The 22,431-nt window shown below is 73.8% G+C and carries 20 protein-coding genes; 12 read left to right on the top strand and 8 right to left on the bottom strand.

The window, feature by feature from the left end; all coding sequences use genetic code 11:
- Positions 1–12 precede the first annotated feature (12 nt).
- The gene (locus AB0953_RS20750; protein WP_366860975.1) at positions 13–1,392 is read left to right on the top strand and encodes an aminotransferase class V-fold PLP-dependent enzyme; all 1,380 of its coding nucleotides are present in this window, start codon (positions 13–15) and stop codon (positions 1,390–1,392) included.
- 263 nt (positions 1,393–1,655) lie between these two features.
- Here the strand turns inward: AB0953_RS20750 and AB0953_RS20745 are convergent, their stop codons facing one another.
- On the bottom strand, positions 1,656–2,633 hold the full coding sequence (locus AB0953_RS20745) for a carbohydrate kinase family protein (RefSeq protein WP_366860974.1): 978 nt from the start codon (positions 2,631–2,633) through the stop codon (positions 1,656–1,658).
- A 132-nt stretch (positions 2,634–2,765) separates the two neighbouring features.
- On the opposite strand from AB0953_RS20745, the gene AB0953_RS20740 reads away from it, so the two are divergent.
- A complete protein-coding gene (locus AB0953_RS20740; protein ID WP_366860973.1) occupies positions 2,766–2,981 on the top strand; it encodes a hypothetical protein in 216 nt (71 codons plus the stop codon).
- A 75-nt stretch (positions 2,982–3,056) separates the two neighbouring features.
- The gene (locus AB0953_RS20735; RefSeq protein WP_366860972.1) at positions 3,057–4,508 is read left to right on the top strand and encodes a hypothetical protein; all 1,452 of its coding nucleotides are present in this window, start codon (positions 3,057–3,059) and stop codon (positions 4,506–4,508) included.
- 130 nt (positions 4,509–4,638) lie between these two features.
- On the opposite strand, the gene AB0953_RS20730 is transcribed toward AB0953_RS20735, so the two are convergent.
- Positions 4,639–4,995 carry an iron-sulfur cluster assembly accessory protein gene (locus tag AB0953_RS20730; protein WP_114058871.1) on the bottom strand — a complete coding sequence of 119 codons (357 nt, stop codon included), beginning with the start codon at positions 4,993–4,995 and terminating at the stop codon, positions 4,639–4,641.
- A 295-nt stretch (positions 4,996–5,290) separates the two neighbouring features.
- Here AB0953_RS20730 and nadA point away from each other — a divergent pair, with 295 nt between their 5' ends.
- Complete coding sequence (gene nadA / locus AB0953_RS20725) at positions 5,291–6,478, top strand: quinolinate synthase NadA (RefSeq protein WP_366860971.1); 1,188 nt, start codon at positions 5,291–5,293, stop codon at positions 6,476–6,478.
- Positions 6,479–6,582: 104 nt separating this feature from the next.
- On the opposite strand, the gene AB0953_RS20720 is transcribed toward nadA, so the two are convergent.
- The 3 genes from AB0953_RS20720 to AB0953_RS20710 form a co-directional block, all read right to left on the bottom strand.
- Entirely contained in the window at positions 6,583–9,705 is a 3,123-nt protein-coding gene (locus tag AB0953_RS20720) for an efflux RND transporter permease subunit (RefSeq protein ID WP_366860970.1), read from the bottom strand.
- Positions 9,706–9,873: 168 nt separating this feature from the next.
- Positions 9,874–10,596, bottom strand: coding sequence for a response regulator transcription factor (locus tag AB0953_RS20715; RefSeq protein ID WP_366860969.1), 723 nt, complete (start codon positions 10,594–10,596; stop codon positions 9,874–9,876).
- A gap of 70 nt (positions 10,597–10,666) precedes the next feature.
- Entirely contained in the window at positions 10,667–11,500 is an 834-nt protein-coding gene (locus AB0953_RS20710; RefSeq protein ID WP_366860968.1) for an adenosylcobinamide-GDP ribazoletransferase, read from the bottom strand.
- A gap of 88 nt (positions 11,501–11,588) precedes the next feature.
- Here AB0953_RS20710 and AB0953_RS20705 point away from each other — a divergent pair, with 88 nt between their 5' ends.
- Positions 11,589–12,368 (top strand): hypothetical protein, encoded by a 780-nt coding sequence (locus AB0953_RS20705; RefSeq protein ID WP_366860967.1) that lies wholly within the window; start codon positions 11,589–11,591, stop codon positions 12,366–12,368.
- 27 nt (positions 12,369–12,395) lie between these two features.
- Here AB0953_RS20705 and AB0953_RS20700 read toward each other — a convergent pair whose 3' ends face one another.
- Positions 12,396–12,674, bottom strand: coding sequence for a hypothetical protein (locus tag AB0953_RS20700; protein WP_366860966.1), 279 nt, complete (start codon positions 12,672–12,674; stop codon positions 12,396–12,398).
- Positions 12,675–12,687: 13 nt separating this feature from the next.
- On the bottom strand, positions 12,688–13,482 hold the full coding sequence (locus AB0953_RS20695) for a PspA/IM30 family protein (RefSeq protein WP_366860965.1): 795 nt from the start codon (positions 13,480–13,482) through the stop codon (positions 12,688–12,690).
- Between the two features lie 317 nt (positions 13,483–13,799).
- Here AB0953_RS20695 and AB0953_RS20690 point away from each other — a divergent pair, with 317 nt between their 5' ends.
- Together AB0953_RS20690 and AB0953_RS20685 are read left to right on the top strand one after the other, a co-directional pair.
- On the top strand, positions 13,800–14,408 hold the full coding sequence (locus tag AB0953_RS20690; protein ID WP_366860964.1) for a DUF3043 domain-containing protein: 609 nt from the start codon (positions 13,800–13,802) through the stop codon (positions 14,406–14,408).
- A 101-nt stretch (positions 14,409–14,509) separates the two neighbouring features.
- Positions 14,510–15,217, top strand: a complete 708-nt coding sequence (locus AB0953_RS20685; RefSeq protein WP_366860963.1) for a methyltransferase domain-containing protein — start codon at positions 14,510–14,512, stop codon at positions 15,215–15,217.
- Positions 15,218–15,302: 85 nt separating this feature from the next.
- On the opposite strand, the gene AB0953_RS20680 is transcribed toward AB0953_RS20685, so the two are convergent.
- On the bottom strand, positions 15,303–15,515 hold the full coding sequence (locus AB0953_RS20680; RefSeq protein WP_366861111.1) for a hypothetical protein: 213 nt from the start codon (positions 15,513–15,515) through the stop codon (positions 15,303–15,305).
- A 104-nt stretch (positions 15,516–15,619) separates the two neighbouring features.
- On the opposite strand from AB0953_RS20680, the gene AB0953_RS20675 reads away from it, so the two are divergent.
- The 5 genes from AB0953_RS20675 to AB0953_RS20655 all read left to right on the top strand — a co-directional run bounded on the left by AB0953_RS20675 (position 15,620) and on the right by AB0953_RS20655 (position 22,080).
- Positions 15,620–16,825 carry a bifunctional adenosylcobinamide kinase/adenosylcobinamide-phosphate guanylyltransferase gene (locus tag AB0953_RS20675; RefSeq protein WP_366860962.1) on the top strand — a complete coding sequence of 402 codons (1,206 nt, stop codon included), beginning with the start codon at positions 15,620–15,622 and terminating at the stop codon, positions 16,823–16,825.
- A gap of 82 nt (positions 16,826–16,907) precedes the next feature.
- Entirely contained in the window at positions 16,908–17,972 is a 1,065-nt protein-coding gene (cobT, locus tag AB0953_RS20670; RefSeq protein WP_366860961.1) for a nicotinate-nucleotide--dimethylbenzimidazole phosphoribosyltransferase, read from the top strand.
- Between the two features lie 374 nt (positions 17,973–18,346).
- Complete coding sequence (locus AB0953_RS20665) at positions 18,347–20,062, top strand: phosphatidylglycerol lysyltransferase domain-containing protein (RefSeq protein ID WP_362174783.1); 1,716 nt, start codon at positions 18,347–18,349, stop codon at positions 20,060–20,062.
- The gene (locus AB0953_RS20660) at positions 20,059–20,805 is read left to right on the top strand and encodes a hypothetical protein (RefSeq protein WP_366860960.1); all 747 of its coding nucleotides are present in this window, start codon (positions 20,059–20,061) and stop codon (positions 20,803–20,805) included. Before AB0953_RS20665 ends, AB0953_RS20660 begins: the two co-directional genes overlap by 4 nt.
- 60 nt (positions 20,806–20,865) lie before the next feature.
- A complete protein-coding gene (locus AB0953_RS20655; protein WP_366860959.1) occupies positions 20,866–22,080 on the top strand; it encodes a histidine kinase in 1,215 nt (404 codons plus the stop codon).
- The last annotated feature ends 351 nt before the right edge of the window (positions 22,081–22,431 follow it).

Genomic DNA, 22,431 nt, shown 5'->3' with positions numbered 1-22,431 from the left:
TAGCGTGGCCGGATGCCCTACTTCGACACCGCGTCCACCGCCCCGCTGCACCCCGTGGCCCGGCAGGCGCTGCAGGCCTCCCTGGACGAGGGCTGGGCCGACCCCGCCCGACTGTACCGGGAGGGGCGGCGGGCCCGGCTGCTGCTGGACGCGGCGCGCGAGGCGGCCGCGGAGGCGGTGGGCTGCCGCCCCGACGAGCTGGTGTTCACTCCTTCGGGGACCCACGCGGTTCACTCGGGCATCGCGGGCGTACTGGCCGGCCGCCGGCGCGTCGGCGGCCATATGGTCGTATCGGCGGTCGAGCACAGCAGCGTGCTCCACGCGGCGGAGGCGCACGAGGCGGGCGGCGGCACGGTGGCCCGGGTGCCGGTGGACCGCACCGGCGCGGCCTCGGCGGCCGGATACGCCTCCGCACTGACGGCCACGACCGCACTGGCCTGCCTGCAGTCCGCCAACCACGAGGTGGGCACGGTGCAGCCGGTGGCCGAGGTGGCCGAGGTGTGCGCGGCGGCCGGGGTGCCGCTGCTGGTCGACGCCGCCCAGTCGCTGGGCTGGGGCCCGGTGGAGGGCCGCTGGTCGGTGCTGGCCGCCAGCGCCCACAAGTGGGGCGGGCCGCCCGGGGTCGGTCTGCTGGCGGTCCGCAAGGGGGTCCGCTTCGCCCCCCAAGGCCCCGCCGACGAGAGGGAGTCGGGGCGCTCCCCCGGCTTCGGCAACCTCCCGGCCGCGGTGGCGGCCGCCGCGTCGCTGCGGGCCGTACGGGCCGAGGCGGATGCGGAGGCGGCGCGGCTGCGGGTGCTGGTGGACCGCATCCGGCGGCGGGTGGCCCGGCTGGTGCCGGACGTGGAGGTGGTCGGGGACCCGGTGCGGCGGCTGCCGCACCTGGTCACGTTCTCCTGCCTGTACGTGGACGGCGAGGCGCTGCTGCACGAGTTGGACCGGGCCGGGTACTCGGTCTCCTCCGGCTCCTCCTGCACGAGCTCCACGCTGACCCCGAGTCACGTCCTGAAGGCGATGGGAGTGCTGTCCGAGGGCAACGTCCGGGTGTCCCTGCCGGCGGGGACCACCGCCGCCGAGGTGAACGGCTTCCTGGAGGTGCTGCCGGGGGCGGTGGCCGGGGTGCGGGCCGCGCTGGGCGCGCCGGAGGCGGAGCCGCAGGAGCCGGTCGCGGAGTCCCTGGAGATCGACGCGGTGGGCCTGCGCTGCCCGCAGCCGGTGATCGAGCTGGCGCGGGCCATCCGTACGGTGCCGGTGGGCGGCACGGTCACCGTGGTGTCGGACGACGAGGTGGCCCGGCTGGACATCCCGGCGTGGTGCGCGATGCGGGGCCACGCCTACCTGGGGGAATCCCCCCGCCCCCCGGCCACGGCCTACACCGTCCGCCGCACCCTCTGACCCCTCCGAAACCGAACCCCGCGCCGGCGTTCGAGGGGCGGAGCCGGGTGCCCCGGTCCCCGCTGCGCGGAGCCGTTCCCCTCCCCGCCCCTTCTCCCCCAGCTACCGCTGGGAGGTGCCCCCAGAAACCGGGGCTGACGCCCCGGACCCCGTTCCGTGCGCTTCGCGCCCGGTGCGCTCAAACGCCGCGCGGGCTGGATGTGATACGGGGAAGGAGCGGGGCGAGGAGGGGGCTCCGCGCAGCGGCAGCCCCCTGGGCCGGGTCAGACGGAGAGGTGGGCGCGGACCTCGGAGGCGGCGTCCTCGCCGTACGCCTTCGTGAAGCGCTCCATGAAGTGCGCACGGGCCAGCGTGTACTCCTGGGTGCCCAGCGTCTCGATGACGAGGGTGGCGAGCATGCAGCCCAGCTGAGCCGCCCGCTCCAGGCCGACGCCCCAACCCAGCCCCGTCAGGAAGCCCGCGCGGAACGCGTCGCCGACACCGGTCGGGTCGACCTTCGCGGTCTCCTCGGGGCAGCCGACCAGGATGGTCTCCTCGCCCGCCCGCTCGATGCGGACACCGCGGGAGCCCAGGGTCGTCACGCGGGTGCCGACCTTGCCCAGGATCTCCTCGTCCGACCACCCGGACTTCGTCTCGATGAGCCCCTTCTCGTACTCGTTCGAGAAGAGGTAGGTCGCGCCCTCCATCAGGGTGCGGATGTTCTCGCCGTCCATGCGGGCGATCTGCTGCGAGAAGTCCGCGGCGAACGGGATGCCCCGCGTCCGGCACTCCTCCGTGTGGCGGAGCATCGCCTCGGGGTCGTCGGCGCCGATCAGGACCAGGTCGAGCCCGCCCACCCGGTCGGCGACGGCCTTCAGCTCGATCTGGCGGGCCTCGCTCATCGCGCCCGTGTAGAAGGAGCCGATCTGGTTGTGGTCGGCGTCGGTGGTGCAGACGAAGCGCGCGGTGTGCAGCACCTCGGAGATCCGCACGGACGCGGTGTCGACGCCGTGCCGGTCGAGCCAGGCGCGGTACTCGTCGAAGTCGGAGCCCGCCGCCCCGACGAGGATCGGCCGGATGCCGAGCTGGCCCATGCCGAAGCAGATGTTCGGGCCGACGCCGCCCCGCCGTACGTCGAGGTTGTCGACGAGGAAGGAGAGGGAGACCGTGTGCAGCTGGTCCGCGACGAACTGGTCGGCGAAGCGGCCGGGGAAGGTCATGAGGTGGTCGGTGGCGATGGAGCCGGTGACTGCGATACGCACGGCGTGGATGCTCCTGCGGATGACGGCGGGGTGACAGTCAAAACTACCCGCTCCCGGCCGCCTCGCCGACCCCACGAAACTACCCCGTAGTAGCCCTTTCTTCGCGGGCGGCGCCGAGCCTACCGTGCCCCCATGACCTATACCGACGGATTCGGATACGGAGAGTGCGCGGCCGACACGCGCCTCGGGTTCGCGCGGCTGCTCGGCGACTGCGCCAGGATGGCCCCGCACTGGGCGGTCCCGGCGGACCCGCGGCCGGCCCGGGTGGCGCCCGCGCAGATCCACGGGGTCAGCGTGCCGCCGTCCTCGGCCCGCCTGATCGCCGCCACCGCCGAGTACGGCGACTAGGGCGGCGGAACCGGTTTCGCGCCTGTTCCGTCACACCCGCATCAGCCACCGGCGGTACGGGCGAAGGAGCATGCGGTGACCAGCGAACAACCCGACACATCACACGGCACACGGCGGCGGCCTGCCTGGGCCATCGGCTCGATCGCGGCGGCCGTCCTGCTCGCGGGCGGCGGCACGGCCTACTGGGCGTCCACGGCGTACGGGGACGGCGGCTCGGGCGGCGGCCGTACGGGCACCGCCGCGGCCGCGGCGCCCCGCGTGGCACCGAGCCCGCCCGGGCCGGGCATCGCCCCCGGCGAGCCGGACCCCCACGGCGGCGGGGTGACGTACCGGGCGGAGGTCCCGCTCCCGCAGGCCCCGGCGAGCGCACCCTCGTACGCCGCGGCCGGCGAGACGGGCGAGCAGGAGGTGGCGCGGCTCGCGCAGGCCCTCGGCATCGCGGGCGCCCCGCGGCTGGTGGGCGAGACCTGGCAGGCCGGCGAAGGCGGCGACGGGTCCGGGCCCCTGCTCACGGTGAACCACAAGGCCCCCGGCACCTGGAACTTCGCCCGCTTCCACGGGGGCGGCGGCGCGGGCGACGACTGCAAGCGCGGCAAGGACACCTGCGGGCCCGCGACGCTCCCGCAGGGCGAGGGCGCGGGAGCGGCCGCCGGCGTCGGCAAGCCGGTGAGCGAGGAGGCGGCGAAGGCGGCCGCCGCCCCGGTGCTGGCCGCGGCCGGGCAGAGCGGGGCGCGGCTGGACGCCCGCCAGATCCAGGGCGCGGTCCGGGTGGTGACGGCCGACCCGGTGGTCGGCGGGCTGCCCACGCAGGGCTGGTCCACCAAGGTCAGCGTCGGCGCGGACGGCACGGTGGTCGCGGGCAGCGGCGAGCTGAAGGCCCCGGAGCGGGCCGGCGACCAGCCCGTGATCGGGGCCGCGGAGGCGCTGGCCCGGCTGAACCGGGCCTCGGGCGGCGGCGACGGCACGGGCCCCGGCCCGAGCGGCTGTGCGACCTCGGTCCCGCTGGCTCCGGACACCCCGGTGGGCCCCTCGGACACGCCGCCGTGCAACCCGGAGCCGCGGCCGATGAAGCCGCCGCGGACGGAGACGGTGAAGGGCGCCGTGCTGGGGCTGGCGCCCGGAACGGTGAACGGGGCCCGGGGCCTGGTGCCGGCCTGGCACTTCGAGGTGGCGGGCACGGGCGGTGCGCCCGGGCGCACGGTGGTCCAGTCCGCCGTGGAGGGCGGCGGCCCCGTCCCGCCGGCGCCGGCGTCGGGCGCGCGGACCGTGCCGGGGTTCTCGTACGGCCAGGCCGACCGGAAGCTGACGGTGAACTTCTGGGGCGGCGTGTGCAGCACGTACGCGCTGGAGGCCCGTGAGGAGGCCGGTTCGGTGACGGTGCGGATCACGGACACCCCGACCGATCCGGGCCGGGCCTGCATCATGATCGCCCAGGAGATGTCGGTCTCGGCGACGCTGCAGCAGCCGCTGGGCGGGCGCAAGGTGGTCGACGGGACCACGGGCAAGCCGCTGCCCCAGCAGCAGTAGCCCGGTGGATGTGCGAAGGCCCCGGCACCTCACGGTGCCGGGGCCTTCGCCACACTCCGGGCGTCACACTCCGGGCGTCGGCCCTTGGCCTCGGCCTTCGGGCGTCGGCCCTCGGGTGCCGCCTTCGGGCTTAGCTGAAGGAGTCGCCGCAGGCGCAGGAGCCGGTGGCGTTCGGGTTGTCGATCGTGAAGCCCTGCTTCTCGATCGTGTCGACGAAGTCGATCGAGGCACCCTGCAGGTACGGGGAGCTCATCCGGTCCGTGACGACCTTCACGCCGCCGAAGTCCTTGACGACGTCGCCGTCGAGCGAGCGCTCGTCGAAGAAGAGCTGGTAGCGCAGGCCGGAGCAGCCGCCGGGCTGGACGGCGACGCGGAGCGCCAGGTCATCGCGGCCCTCCTGCTCCAGCAGGGTCCTGACCTTCTCGGCGGCGGCGTCGGACAGGAGGATGCCGTCGCTCACAGTGGTCTTGTCGTCCTGTACGGACATCTGCATTCACTCCCGAAGTGGGCGGCTCCCCGCCTCAGGCAGGGAAACGTCGGACTCTTGCCGTCGATGGCAACGAGCGGGGCCGCGGATTCATTCCGGACCCGACGCGTGTTTCAGACATTCATGCTCGCACACCGCCGCGCGGCGGCGGACCCGGCGCGGAGACGGGTTCATCACGGGCGAATGCGTCACATCGACACTATGGCCATCGTCAAAGTGACATGAAGCGGCTATCATAGATAGCGTCAAATAGACGAGAAGTCGAATGAAGTCTCGTAGTCGCAGAACAGAAAGGGTGCGTGTCGTGACCACCGCCCAGCCTTTGGACGTCCAGCCGACGCCCCTTGCCCTGCTGCTGCTCGGCCGCGAAGCCGACCCGAAGAGCGAGCGCGGCGTGGAGTGTCCGGGCGACCTGCCCTCGCCGTCCGACCCGGACCTGGTGGCGCGCGCCCGCGCGGCCAAGGAGAAGCTCGGCGACAAGGTCTTCATCCTCGGCCACCACTACCAGCGTGACGAGGTCATCGAGTTCGCCGACGTCACCGGCGACTCCTTCAAGCTGGCCCGTGACGCGGCCGCCAAGCCGGAGGCCGAGTACATCGTCTTCTGCGGCGTCCACTTCATGGCCGAGTCGGCGGACATCCTGACCTCCGACGCGCAGAAGGTGGTCCTGCCGGACCTCGCCGCGGGCTGCTCGATGGCCGACATGGCCACCGCCGAGCAGGTCGCGGAGTGCTGGGACGTGCTGTCCGAGGCGGGCATCGCCGACGTGACGGTCCCCGTCTCGTACATGAACTCCTCCGCCGACATCAAGGCCTTCACCGGCAAGCACGGCGGCACGATCTGCACCTCCTCCAACGCGAAGAAGGCGCTGGACTGGGCGTTCGAGCAGGGCGAGAAGGTGCTCTTCCTGCCGGACCAGCACCTGGGCCGCAACACCGCCGTCCGCGACATGGGCATGTCCCTGGACGACTGCGTCGTCTACAACCCGCACAAGCCCAACGGCGGCCTGACCGCCGAGCAGCTGCGGGGCGCGAAGATGATCCTGTGGCGCGGGCACTGCTCGGTCCACGGCCGGTTCTCGCTGGACTCGGTCAACGACGTCCGCGAGCGCATCCCGGGCGTGAACGTCCTGGTGCACCCGGAGTGCAAGCACGAGGTCGTGGCGGCCGCGGACTACGTCGGCTCGACGGAGTACATCATCAAGACGCTGGAGGCGGCGCCGGCCGGCTCCAAGTGGGCCATCGGCACCGAGCTGAACCTCGTCAAGCGCCTGGCGAATCGATTCGCCGCGCAGGACAAGGAAGTCGTCTTCCTCGACAAGACGGTCTGCTTCTGCTCCACGATGAACCGCATCGACCTGCCGCACCTGGTCTGGACCCTGGAATCCCTCGCCGAGGGCACCCTGGTCAACCAGATCCAGGTCGACAAGGAGACGGAGAGCTTCGCCAAGCTCGCCCTGGAGCGCATGCTGGCCCTGCCGTAGCCGCAGGCCGCGCAAGCCGGACTCTCCCGGAACGCCCCGAAGGGCCGCCCCCCTCGTCGAGGGGGGCGGCCCTTCGGCCGTTCGGCGGTTCCTGCGGCGGCCGGTCAGACGCCGGCCGGGGCCGGATCGCTGTCCTGCCTGTTCTGCGGGTCCGGTACCACGCGCAGGCGGGCCGTGCGCTTGGCGCGGCGGCGGTCCTTGCGCAGTTCGGCCATCGTGTACAGGGTCGGCACCAGCAGCAGCGTCAGCAGGGTCGAGGAGACCAGGCCGCCGATCACCACGACCGCGAGCGGCTGGGAGATGAAGCCGCCCTCGCCGGTGACGCCGAGCGCCATCGGCAGCAGCGCGAAGATCGTCGCCAGGGCCGTCATCAGGATCGGGCGCAGCCGGTGCCGGCCGCCCTCGACCACGGCCTCGACGACGCCGAGGCCTTGGGCGCGGTACTGGTTGACCAGGTCGATCAGGACGATCGCGTTGGTCACCACGATGCCGATGAGCATCAGCATGCCGATCAGGGCGGGCACGCCCATCGGGGTCCCGGTCACCAGCAGCAGACCCAGCGCGCCGGTCGCCGCGAACGGGATCGACACCAGCAGGATCAGCGGCTGCACCAGCGACCGGAACGTGGCGACCAGCAGCATGAAGACGATCGCGATCGCGGCGAGCATGGCCAGGCCCAGCGAGGCGAAGGCCTCGCCCTGGTCCTCGGAGACCCCGCCGATGGTGGCCGTGGCCCCCTCGGGCAGGTCCAGTGCCTTGATCTTCGTCTGGAGCTGTGCGCCGATGGCGCCGGTGTTGTCCCCGACCGGCTTGGCGGTGACGGTCGCGGCGCGGGCGCCGTCGATCCGGGTCATGGAGACCGGGCCGGGCACCTCCTTGACCTCGGCGATGTCGCCGAGCCGGGCCGGGCCGACGGGCAGCGCCTGGAGCTCGGCCAGGGTGGTGGCCGGCTGCGGGGACTTGATGACGACGTCCCGCTCGGTGTTGTCCAGGACGGCCTTGCCCGCCGGGGTGCCCCGTACGGCCTGGGCGACGAGCGCGCCGAGCGCGGCCTGGTTCAGGCCCGCCTCGGCGGTCCTCGGGGTGGCGGTCACCGAGATCCGCGGCACGGACTGCGACAGGTCGCTCTGGACGTCGGTGACGTCGTCGAGGGTGGCCATCTCGGCCCGGACCTGCTCGGCGGCCTTGGCGAGGACGCCGGCGTCGCCCGCCTTGACGACCACGCTGAGGTTCTGGCTGCCGAAGCCGCCGCCCGCGGAGATGGAGGTGTCGCCGATGCCGTCGAGCGAGCCGAGGGTGTCCTCGATCCGCTCCTTGACGGCCTCGGAGTCGCTGCCGTCCTCCAGGACCACCTGGTACGAGGCCTGGTTGGAGCCGGTGCCGCCGCCGAAGGCGGCCAGGAAGCCCGAGGAGCCGACGGTGACCTGGTAGTCCTTGACGCCCTCGATCCCGGTGAGCGCCTTCTCGACCTTCCGGCTCGCCGCGTCGGAGGCGGCCAGCGAGGTGCCCGGCGGCAGCTGCTGCTTGATCGTCAGGACGGTCTGCTCGCCCTGGTCGAAGAAGTTCGTCTTCAGCAGCGGGGTCATCCCCAGGGTGCCGACGAGCACCACGACGGCCACGGCCAGCGTGCTCGCCCGGCGGCGGGTGACCAGGCCGAGGGCCCGGACGTAGAAGCGCTGGAGTCGGCTCCTCGCCTCCTTCTCCTCCGCCTCGCGCCGCGCCCGGTCCGGATCCTCCAGGGCACCCTTGGGGGCGCGCAGGAACCAGTACGAGAGCACCGGCACGACGGTGAGGGAGACGAGCAGCGAGGCGAGCAGGGCGGCGGCGACCGTGAGGGAGAACGGGCCGAAGAACTCGCCGACCATGCCGCCGACGAAGGCGATCGGCAGGAAGACGGCGACGGTGGTGAGCGTGGAGGAGGTGACCGCGCCGGCCACCTCCCTGACCGCGGCGATGATGGCGGCCTCGCGCTCCTCGCCGTATCCGAGGTGGCGCTTGATGTTCTCCAGGACCACGATCGAGTCGTCGACGACCCGGCCGATGGCGATGGTGAGGGCACCCAGCGTCAGCATGTTCAGCGACAGGTCGTCGGCCCACAGCACGATCAGCGCGAGGACGACGGACAGCGGGATGGAGACCGCGGTCACCAGCGTCGAGCGCAGCGAGGCGAGGAAGACCAGGATCACGAGCACCGCGAAGAGCAGCCCGAGCAGGCCCTCGGTGGTGAGGCTGGAGATGGACTTCGCCACGGGCGGGCCCTGGTCTCCGACGACGGTGAGCTCGGCGCCCGCGCCCAGCGCGGAGCGCAGCTCGGGCAGCTTGTCCTTGACGGCGTCGGAGATCGCGACGGCGCTGCCGTCCTTGTCCATGGTCAGGACGAGGGCGAGGCTGGGCTTGCCGTTGGTGCGGGTGAGGGAGACGGCCTTGGCGGGCTCCTGCTTGACGGTGGCCACGTCGCCCAGGCGGACGGCCGGCTTGCCGGGGCCGGCGCTCAGGCGCAGCTCCTCCAGCCGGTCGAGGGAGGTGTAGCCGCCGCCGACGCGGACGGTGCGGTTCTTGCCGCCCTCGTCGAAGGAGCCGGCCGGGACGGTGGCGCCGCCCGCCTGGAGGCCCTGGGCGAGCGCGGCGCCGTCGAGGCCGGCGGCGGCCAGCTTGGCGGGATCCGGGGTGACGGCGACCTGGAGCTCCTGGACGCCGTCGACGGTGACCTGGCCGACGCCCTTGATGTCCTCGAGGACGGGGACGACGGAACGGCCCAGCCGGTCGGCGAGCGCCTGCTGGTCCGTGTCGGAGGTGACGGCGAGGACGACGGTGGGGATGTCGTCGGTGGAGCCGGCGACGACCTGCGGGTCCACCTCGGCGGGCAGCCGGACGCGGGCCCGGTTCACGGCCTGCTGGACGTCGGCGACGAGCTGCTTGGTGCCGCTGTCGCCGTAGTCGAACTTGGCCATGATCAGGGCGTTGCCCTCGCTGGCGGTGGAGGTGATGCCGGTGATGCCGTCGACGCCCTTGAGGGTGGCCTCGATCGGCTCGACGACCTGCTTCTCCACCACGTCGGGCGAGGCGCCCTGGTAGGGGGCGAGCACGGAGACCACCGGCAGTTCGATGGACGGCAGCAGCTGCTGCTTGAGCTGCGGGACGGCTATGGCGCCGAAGAGCAGCGCGGTGATCGAGACCAGGCCGATCAGCGCTCTTTGGGACAGGCTGAAGCGGGACAGCCAGGACATGGGCGTCGGTATCTCTCTGCAGTCGGTCGGGGCGGGCGCCGCGGGGCGGCGGGGGCCGCGGGCGGCCCTCCAGCCTGGCGCACGCCCGGACGCCGCTGCGTCGGCCCCAGGTCCCGTCCTTATCTGCGGCATACCGCGCCTGTAGTACGCGGGGCGCGGTAGGCGGTCCTACACCGCCCGGCCGGGCCGCTCTTCGGCCCGCGGCCGGACCAGGCCCGACTCGTAGGCGACGACGACCAGTTGGGCCCGGTCGCGGGCGCCGAGCTTGGCCATGGCGCGGTTCACGTGGGTCTTGACGGTGAGCGGGCTGACCTCCAGCCGGCCGGCGATCTCGTCGTTGGACAGGCCCGCGGCGACGTGGACGAGGACCTCGCGCTCCCGGCCGGTCAGGGCGCCGAGCCGCTCGGCGTGGGCGGCGGCCGGTGCGGCGGCCGCGGCGCCGCCGCCCTGGGCGAGGAAGGTGGCGATGAGCCCCTTGGTGGCGGCCGGGGACAGCAGTGCCTCGCCGGCGGCGGCGACGCGGATGGCGCTCAGCAGCTCGTCGGGCTCGGCGCCCTTGCCGAGGAAGCCGGAGGCGCCGGCCCGCAGGGCCGAGACGACGTACTCGTCGACCTCGAAGGTCGTCAGCATCACCACGCGGACCGCGCCGAGTTCGGGGTCCTGGCCGATCATCCGGGTGGCGGCAAGGCCGTCGGTGCCCGGCATCCGGATGTCCATGAGCACCACGTCGGGCCGGGTCCGCCGGGCGAGCTCGTAGGCCTGGGCCCCGTCGCAGGCCTCGCCGACGACCTCCATGTCGGGCTCGGAGTCGACGAGCACCTTGAAGGCGCTGCGGAGCAGGGCCTGGTCGTCGGCGAGCAGGACCCTGATGGGCGTCGGCGTCTCTTCCACGGCCCGACCCTACGCGGCGGGGGCGCGCCGGCCGCCCCAGGGGTCGGCCGCGGGCCAGCCGAGGGACAGCTCAGCCGAGGGACAGCACGACCAGGGCCACGGTCGCGGAGACCTCGGCGACGGCGCCGAAGACGTCGCCCGTGACCCCGCCGAAGCGGCCGGTGCACCGGCGCAGCAGGACCTCCGCGGCCGCGAGGCCGGCGAGGACGGCGGCCGCGTTCCGGGCGGCGGCGAAGGGGCCCATCGGCGCGGCGGCCGCCGCGGCCAGGGCAGCCACCGCCACCGCGGCCAGCGCGGCCGCGGTCCGCGGGACCACCCCGGCGACGGCCGCGCCCAGCCCCTCGATGCGGGCGGGCGGCACGCCGTCGCGGGAGGCGAGGGTCATGGCGAGGCGGGCGGTGACGGCCGCGACGAGCGCCGCGAGGCCGCCGCGGGCCCAGCCGCCGGCGTAGAGGTCGGTCAGGGCTCCGGCCTGGACGAGCAGCACCAGCAGCAGCGCCACCACCCCGAAGGGGCCGATGTCGGACTTCTTCATGATGCGCAGCGCCTCGGCGGCCGGTTTGGCGCTGCCCAGCCCGTCGGCGGTGTCGGCCAGGCCGTCCAGGTGCAGCCCGCGGGTCATCGCGGCCGGGACGGTGAGGGTGACGGCGGCGGCGAGCAGCGGGCCGCCGCCGAGGAGCAGCAGCAGGACGCCGGCGGCCGCCGCGAGCACGCCGACGACCAGCCCGGCGAGCGGCGCGCAGGCCATGCCGGTGCGGGCGGCGGGCCGGTCCCAGCGGGTGATGCGGGCGGGGAGCACGGTGAGGGTGCCGAAGGCGAAGCGGAGGCCGTCGGGCAGCGAGGCCCGCTCGGCGGGCGGCGTCAGGCGCGACGGCGCAGGCTGATCATCGAACGAATCTGTCATCGGCGCGAACGCTACCCGCTCGCCGGGCCCGGTAAATTGCCGCATACAGGCCAAAGAGGGAGCTGCCACGACACAAGGAGCCGACGGTATGGGCCACTGGTGGTATCGCAACATCGTCGAACCGGGAAAGCTCCCGCTGCTCCTCGCCCTGCTGTCCTTCGTCCTGTCGTTCCTGGTCACGCGCCTCATCACCCGGCTGATCCGGGCCGGGAGGGGGCCCTTCAGGAACGTCACCCCGGGCGGCCTGCACGTCCACCACGTGGTCCCCGGCGTGGTCCTGGTGATCATCGGCGGCTTCGGGGCCATCGGCAGCGGCGCGCACGGGTTCGGCTCACTGCTCTCCGCCGTGCTCTTCGGCCTGGGAGCGGGCCTGGTCCTCGACGAGTTCGCCCTGATCCTGCACCTCGACGACGTCTACTGGAGCGAGCAGGGCCGCAAGAGCGTCGAGGTCGTGGTCCTGACGGCCGCCCTGGTGGCCCTGGTCCTCGGCGGGTTCCTGCCGTTCGGGGTGAACGACCTGACCGTCGACGAGCGGCAGAACCGGGGCCTGGTGGTGCTGAACACCGCCACGAACTTCTTCCTGGCGCTGGTCGCCCTGTGGAAGGGCAAGGCGCGCACCGCGTTCTTCGGCACGGTGATCCCGTTCGTGGCGCTGATCGGGGCGGTCCGCCTGGCCCGGCCGGGCTCCCCGTACGCGAAGAGGTTCTACGCGAACCGGCCGCGGGCCCGCGCCAAGGCCTCCCTGCGCGCCTTCCACCACGACCGGCGCTGGGCGGCCCCGCGCCGGAAGTTCGAGAACTTCATCGGCGGGACCCCCGACCCGGACCGGACGGCGGCGGCGGCCCGGAAGGAACCGCCGCCGCACTGAGGAGGCGCCCTCGTGCGCCCCGGCGGTTCAGCCCGGGATCAGCCCGTCGTCGCTCAGCATCTCCCGGACCTCCTGCAGCGAGGCGTCGGGCGCCGGCAGGATCAGCTCGGACGGCTCCAGCGCATCGTCGGGCAGCGGGGTGCCGAGCCGCCGCACGGCTTCCAGCAGGGCGCCCAGCGTCCGCCGGAAGCCCGCCTCGTCGCCGCCCTCCATCTCCTCGAGCAGCTCGTCGTCCAGCCTGTTGAGCTCGGCGAAGTGGCTGTCGGCCACCTCCACCTGGCCTTCCCCCATGATGCGGACAATCATGACGGGCCCCGTCCTACTGCTTGTCGAACCGGTGCTGGTCGTGCTGCTGCCGGGCCGCACCCGGGGCGCCGCCCTCGATGGCCTGCTGCTGCGCGGACGGGCCGCCGGCCAGCTCGGCCTTCATGCGCTGGAGCTCCAGCTCCACGTCCGTACCGCCCGAGAGGCGGTCCAGCTCGGCCTGGATGTCGTCCTTGGCGCCCAGACCGCTCTGGTCGTCGAGGGCGCCGGAGGCCAGCAGCTCGTCGATGGCGCCCGCGCGGGCCTGCAGCTGGGCGGTCTTGTCCTCGGCGCGCTGGATGGCCACGCCGACGTCGCTCATCTCCTCCGAGATGCCGGAGAAGGACTCGGCGATCCGGGTCTGGGCCTGGGCCGCCGTGTACGTGGCCTTGATGGTCTCCTTCTTCGTCCGGAAGGCGTCCACCTTGGCCTGGAGGCGCTGCGCGGCCAGCGTCAGCTTCTCCTCCTCGCCCTGGAGGGTCTGGTGCTGCACCTCCAGGTCGCTGACCTGCTGCTGCAGCGCGGCCTTGCGGGAGAGGGCCTCGCGCGCCAGGTCCTCGCGGCCCAGCGCCAGCGCCTTGCGCCCCTGGTCCTCCAGCTTGGCGGACTGGCCCTGCAGCTGGTTGAGCTGCAGCTCCAGGCGCTTGCGGGAGGTCGCCACGTCGGCGACGCCGCGGCGCACCTTCTGCAGCAGCTCCAGCTGCTTCTGGTACGAGTAGTCGAGGGTCTCGCGCGGGTCCTCGGCCCGGTCAAGGGCCTTGTTCGCCTTCGCGCGGAAGATCATCCCCATACGCTTCATGACACCGCTCATGGGCTTCGCGCGCCCCCTTCTGACGGACTTCGCTCCAGGTCACCAACAGTTGCGATCCTCGATCACCCGAGATGACCGCCACAGAACCCACAGTACGGGCCCTGTCTCCATTACCGCACCGTTCGCGAAGGGATGCGCTCCTCCTCCAGGACGACTGCGCCCCCGCCTTTGTCAGGCGTAAGGAGTAGGTGCTCCCCCGACCGCCGCCGGGGCGCCGGCGGGGCCGCTCCCGTCACGAACCGTGCACTGGTCCAGACGCCCGCCGTTGCCGGATCGTTCCCGGAGGGGGTGGGGTCCCCGGCCGCAACCACGTAGGCTTGGGTTTTGTGTTTGGTAGCCGCTCCTCCAAGGAAGAGAAGGCCGCCGCCACCGACAAGGTGAGCGCCGACCTCTCGAAGCCCCGTGACCCGCAGGCCCCCAAGGGCCGCCCGACGCCGAAGCGCGCCGTGGCCCAGTCGCAGCGCAAGGCTGTGGTGGCCTCGACCGGCGACCGCAAGGAGGACGCCCGGCGTGCTCGTGAGCGGCGCCGGGTGGAGCTGGCCAAGCAGCGCGAGGCGCTGGCCAACGGCGACGAGCGCTACCTGCCGGCCCGCGACAAGGGCCCCGTGCGCAAGTTCGTCCGCGACTTCGTGGACTCCCGCTTCTCCGTGGCCGAGATGTTCCTGCCGCTGGCCGTGGTCATCCTCGTCCTGAGCATGATCCGGGTGCCGTCGATCCAGAACGTCGCCCTGCTGCTGTGGCTCGCGGTGATCGTCCTGATCATCCTCGACTCCATCGGCCTCGGCTTCCGCCTCCGCAAGGCCCTCAACGAGCGCTTCGCCGACCAGCCGCGCCGCGGCGCCGTGGCGTACGGCCTGATGCGCACGCTGCAGATGCGTCGCCTGCGTCTGCCGAAGCCGCAGGTCAAGCGCGGGGAACGGCCCTGAGCGCAAAGGCGCCCGCAGGGTCGGGGGACGGTTTCTCCGGGGGCGCCCGGCTGTGGCTCGAGGGCCTCGGCGGACTGCGCAACGCCGTCCGCCAGGAGCTCGTGGGCCGACAGGTCGAGGAGCAGATCGCCCAACGCTTCCCGGTCGGGCAGCGGCTGCGCGTCCTCGACGTCGGCATGGGCCAGGGCACCCAGGCGCTGCGCCTCGCCCGCGCCGGGCACAAGGTCACCGGCCTGGAGATGGACCCGGGCATGCTGGCGGTCGCCCGTGCGGCGCTGGAGTCCGAGCCCGCGGGCATCCAGGAGCGGGTCCGGCTGATGGAGGGCGACGGCCGGGAGACCGGCGCGCACTTCACCCCCGGCAGCTTCGACATCGTGCTGTGCCACGGCGTACTGATGTACGTGCCCGAGCCGGACGCCATGCTCGCCGGGCTGGCCCGGATGCTGGCCCCGGGCGGCCTGCTGTCCCTGCTCGTGCGCAACGGCGACGCCCTCGCGATGCGGCCGGGCCTCGGCGGCGACTGGGCGGGCGCGCTGTCCGCCTTCGACACCGTCGACTACACGAACCGGCTGGGTTTGGACGTGCGGGCCGACCGGCTGTCCGAGCTGACGGCCACGCTGTCCGGGATCGGCGCACCGCTGCAGTCCTGGTACGGGGTCCGCGTCTTCACCGACGGGACCGAGGCCGGCGAGCAGCTCCCGCCGGACGAGGAGCTGGAGCGGCTCCTGGCGGCGGAGGAGCGGGCCGGGCGGACGGACCCCTACCGCGGGGTCGCGGCACTGCTGCACCTGTGCGGCGTGCGCGGCTGACCCCTCCCCACCCTTCGAGCGCACACGTGCGCCCCGGGCCCCTTGACGGGACCCGGGGCGCACGCGTGTCCGCGGCCGCGGCGGGTCAGGCCTCCAGCGCCTCGCGCAGGCTCATCGCGTACAGCTCGACGCCGTTGTCGTCGGACAGCTTCACCCGCTCGGCGCCGCCCTCCAGCAGCTGCTTCCAGTACTCCCCGATCCAGGACTCCGCGTCGCCCTGCGTGGTGAACTCCTCCGGGGTCACCGCCGGGGCCGTCTCGGTGCCCTCGGCCGTCTCGAACCGCCACGTCCACGCCATGTCCGCCTCCGTTGCTCGTCCGCTGCTCATCCGCTGGTCGCCTTGAGTCTGCCCGCAGAGTAGCCGGGCGCGCACCACTCCCGGCGACGCGGGAGGATCTTCTCGTGGAACTCACTCTGCTCGGCACCGGCACACCCGAGGGACTGCCCCGCCCCGGCTGTCCCTGCGCGGCCTGCGCGGTCTCCGTCGGCCCCCGTGCGCGGGCCGCGACCTCCCTGCTCGTCGACGGGGCGCTGCTGCTCGACCTGACCCCCGGGGCGGTCCTGGCCGGCGCCCGCGCCGGGCACTCGCTGGCCGGCGTGCGCCAGGTGCTGCTCACGCACCCGCACGACGGGCCGGCCGTCGAGCTGCCGCCGGGGCTGCCGGCCGCCGGGCGGGTGCCGGACGGGCGGGAGCTCGCGGTGATCAGCGGCCACCGGGTGCGGGCGGTGCCGATGGACGCGCCGGGCACCGGGTACGAGGTGACCGGCCCGGACGGCAGCCGGCTGCTCTACCTGCCGCCCGGCGGGGCGCCGGCCGGGGCTCCCTGGAGCCTGGCGCAGCGCCCGTACGACATGGTGCTCGCGGACGTGCTGGGCCGGCCGGAGGCGCTGGCGCGGCTGCGGGCCTCGGGGGCGGCCGGGCCGACCACGGACGTGATCGCCGTGCACCTGGACCACGACGTCCCCCCGGGGCGCGAGCTGGAGCGGCGGTGTGCGGCGGCCGGGGCGCGGGCCGTGCCGGACGGGACGACGGTGACGGTGGGCGAGTACCACGCGGTGCCGGACCTGCCGCGCCGCACGCTGGTGCTGGGCGGTGCCCGCTCGGGCAAGTCCGTGGAGGCGGAGCGGCGCCTGGAGAGCTTCCCGGAGGTGGTGTACGTGGCCACCTCGGGCTCCCGCGAGGGCGACCCGGAGTGGGCGGCGCGGGTGGGGCTGCACCGGGAGCGGCGGCCGGCGAGCTGGCGGACGGTGGAGACCTGCGAGCTGGTGCCGCTGCTGGCGGAGGGCGGGGAGCCGCTGCTGATCGACTGCCTGGCGCTGTGGCTGACGGACGCGATGGACCGGGCGGGCGCCTGGGACGACGCGGTCTGGGCGGGGCGCGGGCACAAGGAGCTGCGGGAGCGGACGGCGGAGCTGGTGGCGGCGCTGCGGGCGACCCGGCGCACGGTGGTGGCGGTCAGCAACGAGGTGGGCTCGGGGATCGTCCCGGCGACCGCGTCGGGGAGGCGCTTCCGCGACGAACTCGGGCGCCTGAACGCCGCGGTGGCCGCGGAGTGCGAGCACGTCCTGCTGGTGGTGGCCGGCCAGGCGCTGGTCCTGAAGGACTGATCCGGCGGCCCGGTCCGGCGCCTGGATCCGCAGCGGCCGGACAGGGCTTGGGCAGGGCCTCACCGGCTGTACGCTCTGGCAGATGACCACGCTGAATCTCGACGACTTCTCCGATCTGATCGAGCGCCCCGACGGCGGCGTCCGGCGTGACGCCGAGGAGCGCCGTGAGCGGCTGGCCGTGCCGGCCGGGGCGCTCGGGCGGCTCGACGAGCTCGCCGAGTGGCTGGCCGCCGCACAAGGGCGGGTTCCGGTCAAGCCGATCGAGGCGCCCCGGGTCGTCCTGTTCGCCGCCGACCACGGGATCGCCGCCGCCGGCGTCTCCGCCCGGGCCGCCGGCTCCGCCCACGCGCTGGTGCGCTCCGTGCTCGACGGGACCAGCCCCGTGTCGATCCTGGCCGGGCGGCTCGGCGCCTCGGTGCGGGTTGTCGACGCCGGGCTGGACTGCGACCCGGAGCTGCTGCCGCAGGACGTGGTCCGCCACCGGGTGCGCCGCGGCAGCGGGCGCATCGACGTCGAGGACGCGCTGACCCGCGAGGAGGCCGAGGCGGCCCTGCGGCTCGGCATGCGGATCGCCGACGAGGAGGCGGACTCGGGGACCGACCTGGTGGTCCTGGGGGACCTGAGCGTCGGCGGGACCACGGTCGCCGCGACGCTCGTCGCGGCGCTGTGCGGCACCGACGCCTCCGTGGTGACCGGGCGCGGCGGCCTGCCCATCGACGACCTGACGTGGATGCGCAAGTGCGCGGCGATCCGCGACGCGCTGCGCCGGGCCCGCCCGGTCCTGGGTGACCAGGTGGCGCTGCTGGCCGCGGTCGGCGGCGCGGACGTGGCCGCCATCACCGGCTTCCTGCTCCAGTGCGCGGTGCGCCGTACGCCGGTCGTCCTCGACGGCATCGTCTCGGCGGCCTGCGGGCTGGTGGCCCAGCGGGCGGCGTTCCGGGCCCCGGACTGGTGGCTGGCCGGGCAGGCCAGCGGCGAGCCGGGCCAGACCAAGGCCCTGGACCGGATGGCACTCAACCCCCTGCTCTCCCACGGCGTCACTGTGGGAGAAGGAACCGGGGCATTGCTCGCTCTTCCGCTGGTCCAGGCGGCCGCCGCACTCGCGGCCGAACTCCCGGAGCAGCCGGAGCGGAAGCCGAACGACTGAGCCGCCGGGGGCCGTGGTTTTTGACCGGACCATGACCCCCGGGCCCGGCCACCCATGGACGGCGGCGCCCCATATCATCGCGTTTCATGGGAGAGGCCCGCTTGACCAGCGCACATACCGACCGGATCGCCCCTCAGGCCGCAAAGGCCGCACAGGGCGCGCAGCCGAAGAAATCACCGCAGTCCCCCGCCAAGGACGGCGCCAAGGAGACCAGCAGCAAGGACACCGGAAAGGCCGGGAACACCGGGAACGCCGGAAACGCCGGGAACGCCGGGAACAAGGACACCGGCAGCAAGAAGGACGACGGCGGCGGCCGCGACACCGGCCGCGGATCGGTCCGGTCCCGGCGCAGCGCCGCCTTCGCGGTCTGGTACCTGCGCGCCGTCACCTTCGTGAACTTCCTCAGCGCGGTGTGGGTCTCCCTCGGGCAGGACCTGCGCCGGCACAACACCGCCGACTTCTACACCCCGTACCTGCTCACGGCGGGCTTCGCCTCCGGCCTGTTCTCGCTGCTGCTCGCCGTCACCATGGGCCGGCGCAAGCGCGCCGCGTGGATCCTGAACCTGGTCCTGGGCGGACTGCTCCTGCTGGCCTTCGCCACCGCCGCCTTCGCTCCGTGCACCAGCGGCGAGTTCAACCTCTGCTACCCCGAGTTCCGGGACCACACCCAGAACTGGATCTCGCTCGTCCTGACCGCGGCCTTCGTCGCCGCCCTGGTCGTCGGCCGCAAGGAGTTCTACGCCAAGGGCGACCGCTCCAACCCCAAGCTGGCCACCGCCGTCGCCGCCGTCGGCCTGCTGGTCACCTCGCTGGCCGCCGCGCTGATCGTCGGCGCCGCCAACACCGACCCCGACGCCGCGGACGCCACGTTCCTGGCCCGCTGGCGCTACGGCGCGATGCGCCTGATCACCCTGGACCCCAACGCCCGCGACTACGCCTCGATCACCACGCCCGCCTGGGTCGACGTCGTCATCAACGTGATGTCGATGATCCTGCTGCTCGCCGTGCTGCTCGCCGCCTTCCGCTCGCGCCGCGCCGTGGACCCGATCACCCCCGAGGACGAGGACAGGCTGCGCGCGCTGCTGGCCAAGCAGGGCGACCGCGACTCGCTCGGCTACTTCGCCCTGCGCCGCGAGAAGTCCGTCATCTGGTCCCCCACCGGCAAGGCCGCCGTCACCTACCGCGTCGTCGGCGGCGTCTCCCTCGCCTCCGGCGACCCCATCGGCGACCCCGAGGCCTGGCCCGGCGCCATCGACCCGTGGCTGGCCGAGGCCCGCGAGCACGGCTGGGTGCCGGCCGTGATGGGCGCGAGCGAGGAGGCCGGACAGATCTACGCCCGGCACGGCCTGGACGCCCTGGAGCTGGGCGACGAGGCCATCGTGGAGACCGCCGAGTTCACGCTGGAGGGCCGCGCCATGCGCACCGTCCGGCAGGCCTTCAACCGCGTCAAGCGCGCCGGCTACACCGTCCGCATCCGCCGCCACGCCGACATCCCGGCCGAGGAGATGGCCGAGCTGGTGCGCCGCGCCGACGACTGGCGCGACGGCGCCACCGAGCGCGGCTTCTCCATGGCGCTGGGCCGGCTGGGCGACCCCGGCGACGGCCAGTGCGTGATGCTGGAGTGCACCGACGGCAACGGCGACCTGCGGGCGCTGCTGTCCTTCGTGCCGTGGGGCCCCAAGGGCCTGTCGCTGGACCTGATGCGCCGTGACCGCGACTCCGAGAACGGTCTGATGGAGTTCATGGTCATCGAACTCCTCGAACGCTCGAAGGAGATCGGCGTCACACAGGTCTCGCTCAACTTCGCGATGTTCCGCTCCGTCTTCGAGCGGGGGTCCAAGCTCGGCGCGGGTCCGGTGCTGCGCCTGTGGCGCTCGCTGCTGAGCTTCTTCTCCCGCTGGTGGCAGATCGAGTCCCTCTACCGGGCCAACGCCAAATACCGGCCGATCTGGGAGCCGCGGTTCATGCTCTTCGAGAAGAGCTCCGACCTTCTGCGGATCGGCATCGCGGCGGGCCGGGCCGAGGGCTTCCTGGAGGCTCCCGGGCTGCCGAAGTGGCTCAACCGCAGACATCTGGAGACCAATCGTTGAGGGTGTGGACGACCACCCCGCTGCGGCGGTTCGCCCGTCGTGAGTGGGGGCCCCTGCTGAGGACCGTCCGGGACGCCCTCGTCCGCGACCGCTGGCGGGCCGTCCCCATGACCCTCGGGGCGGTCTGCCTCACCTCGGCATTCCAGGTCGTCCAGAACACCCCGTGGGGGTTCCAGCCCGTCCAGAACCTCGGGTCGGTCAAGGCCGCCGACCCGTTCTGGCTGGCCCTGCTGCGCACCCCCCTCTCCCTCTTCGTCCCGGCCCTCGACCTGCCGGTGTGGGGGGCCCTCGCCCAGATCCTGCTGGTCTTCGGGATCTCCGAGATCTGCATCGGCTGGTGGCGCACGCTGCTGATCGGCTACGTCGCCACCCTCGCCGGGACCACGTACGCGCGGATCGGGCTCTCCGTGGGCCCCGACCACCCCTTCGGGCTGCCGGTCACCGACCGGGTCGTCAACGACACCGGCCCGTCGGCGGCGGTCGTCGGCCTCGCCCTCTACCTGTGCTGGCGCTACCGCGCGTACCTGACGGGCGCCCTGGTGATCGCCGTCATGATCGGCGAGGTGCTCGTCAAGGACAACCTGGCCGGCAAGGAGCACCTCGCGGCGATCGCCGCCGTCATGGCGCTGTGCCTGGCCAGCGCCTCCCGGCGGCGGCAGCCGTGCACCGCCGGGCCGCCGCGCCGCCGCCCCCCGCCCCCGGCCCGCCCCGCGCCCCCGCGCCCGCCCGCCCCGGGGGGCTGAGCCGGACACCGCCCCGGGAGGCCCGGCTCCGCCCGCGAGGGCAGGCCGTACCGTATCGGGGTGACGACAGACCTCGGGCCGTTCGCCCGCACCCGGCGGTGGCTGCGGGCCCATCCGCTCGCCTTCGACGCCGTCCTGGCGCTCGGGGCGCTCGTCTCCATGGTCGTCGGCTCGTTCGCCGACCCGCACGGACCGCACGGGCCCACCTTCGGCACCCGGACCCCCGAGCCGTTCTCGCTGCTGCTGATGATGCTGGCCGCGGCCGCACTGGTCTTCCGGCGCCGCCGGCCCCGCGCGGTGCTCGCCGCGACCATCGCGCTGTCCCTGCTGGAGCTGACCACCGGCGAACCCCGCGCCCCCGTCGCCATGTCGACCGTGATCGCCCTCTACACCCTGGCCTCCCGCACCGACCGGCCCACCACCTGGCGCATCGGCCTGCTGACGATGGCCGGACTGACCGGCGTGGCCATGCTGGCCGGACCGCTGCCCTGGTACGCGCAGGAGAACATCGGCATCTTCGCCTGGACCGGCATGGCCGCGGCCGCCGGCGACGCCGTCCGCAGCCGGCGCGCCTTCGTCGACGCGATACGGGAGCGGGCCGAACGGGCCGAGCGGACCCGCGAGGAGGAGGCCCGCCGGCGCGTCGCCGAGGAGCGCCTGCGCATCGCACGCGACCTGCACGACGTGGTCGCCCACCACATCGCCCTGGTCAACGTGCAGGCCGGGGTCGCCGCGCACGTCATGGACAAGCGCCCCGACCAGGCCAAGGAGGCCCTGGCCCACGTACGGGACGCCAGCCGCTCGGCGCTGAACGAACTGCGCGCCACGGTCGGCCTGCTGCGCCAGTCCGGCGATCCGGAGGCACCGACCGAGCCGGCCCCGGGGCTGGCCCGGCTCGACGAACTGGTCGACACCTTCCGGCACGCCGGTCTGCCGGTGAAGGTGATGGTGGAGCTCGGCCGGGAGGCCGCCCCGCTGCCCGCCGCGGTGGACCTCGCGGCGTACCGGGTCATCCAGGAGGCGCTGACCAACGTGCGCAAACACGCGGGCCCGGGGGCCCGGGCCGAGGTCAGCGTGGTCCGCGTCGGCGCCTCGACCGAGGTCACGGTCCTCGACGACGGCGGCACCGGCGCCGACCCCTCCCCCGCGGCCGGCCCGGGCGGCGGCCACGGCCTGCTCGGCATGCGCGAACGGGCGGGCGCCCTCGGCGGCTCCTGCTTCGCAGGCCCGCGCTACGGCGGCGGCTTCCGGGTACACGTGGTCCTGCCGGCTTGAGGGGCGCGGCGGCTCGGGCCCGCCAGGCCGGTGGCTGCCCACCCGCCACCTGGCAGCCGGGGTCGGCGCTCGTCGGCACCGGCGCGGACCGGCGCGGACCGGACACGGACAGCCGGCCCGGCAGCGACGAGGCCGGGATCCCAGCCGAACGGCATCAGGGAGGGTATGGGGGCTTCCCGTCAGTCTCATCGTCCTTCCGTGGCGGGCCGGCCTGTCAAGGGCGCTCCCTGCGGTCGCGTCGCTACGCGATCGCCTTCGGCGACCCTTGACAGACCGTCCCGCCACGGAAAAACGAAGACTGCCGGGAAACCCCCAAAAGAACGGCACGGGTCCAACTTCCAGGAGCGGCCC

Source organism: Streptomyces sp. NPDC046866 (genome assembly GCF_040704625.1).
Classification (GTDB): domain Bacteria; phylum Actinomycetota; class Actinomycetes; order Streptomycetales; family Streptomycetaceae; genus Streptomyces.
This window is presented reverse-complemented; position numbering and strand designations above follow the sequence as displayed.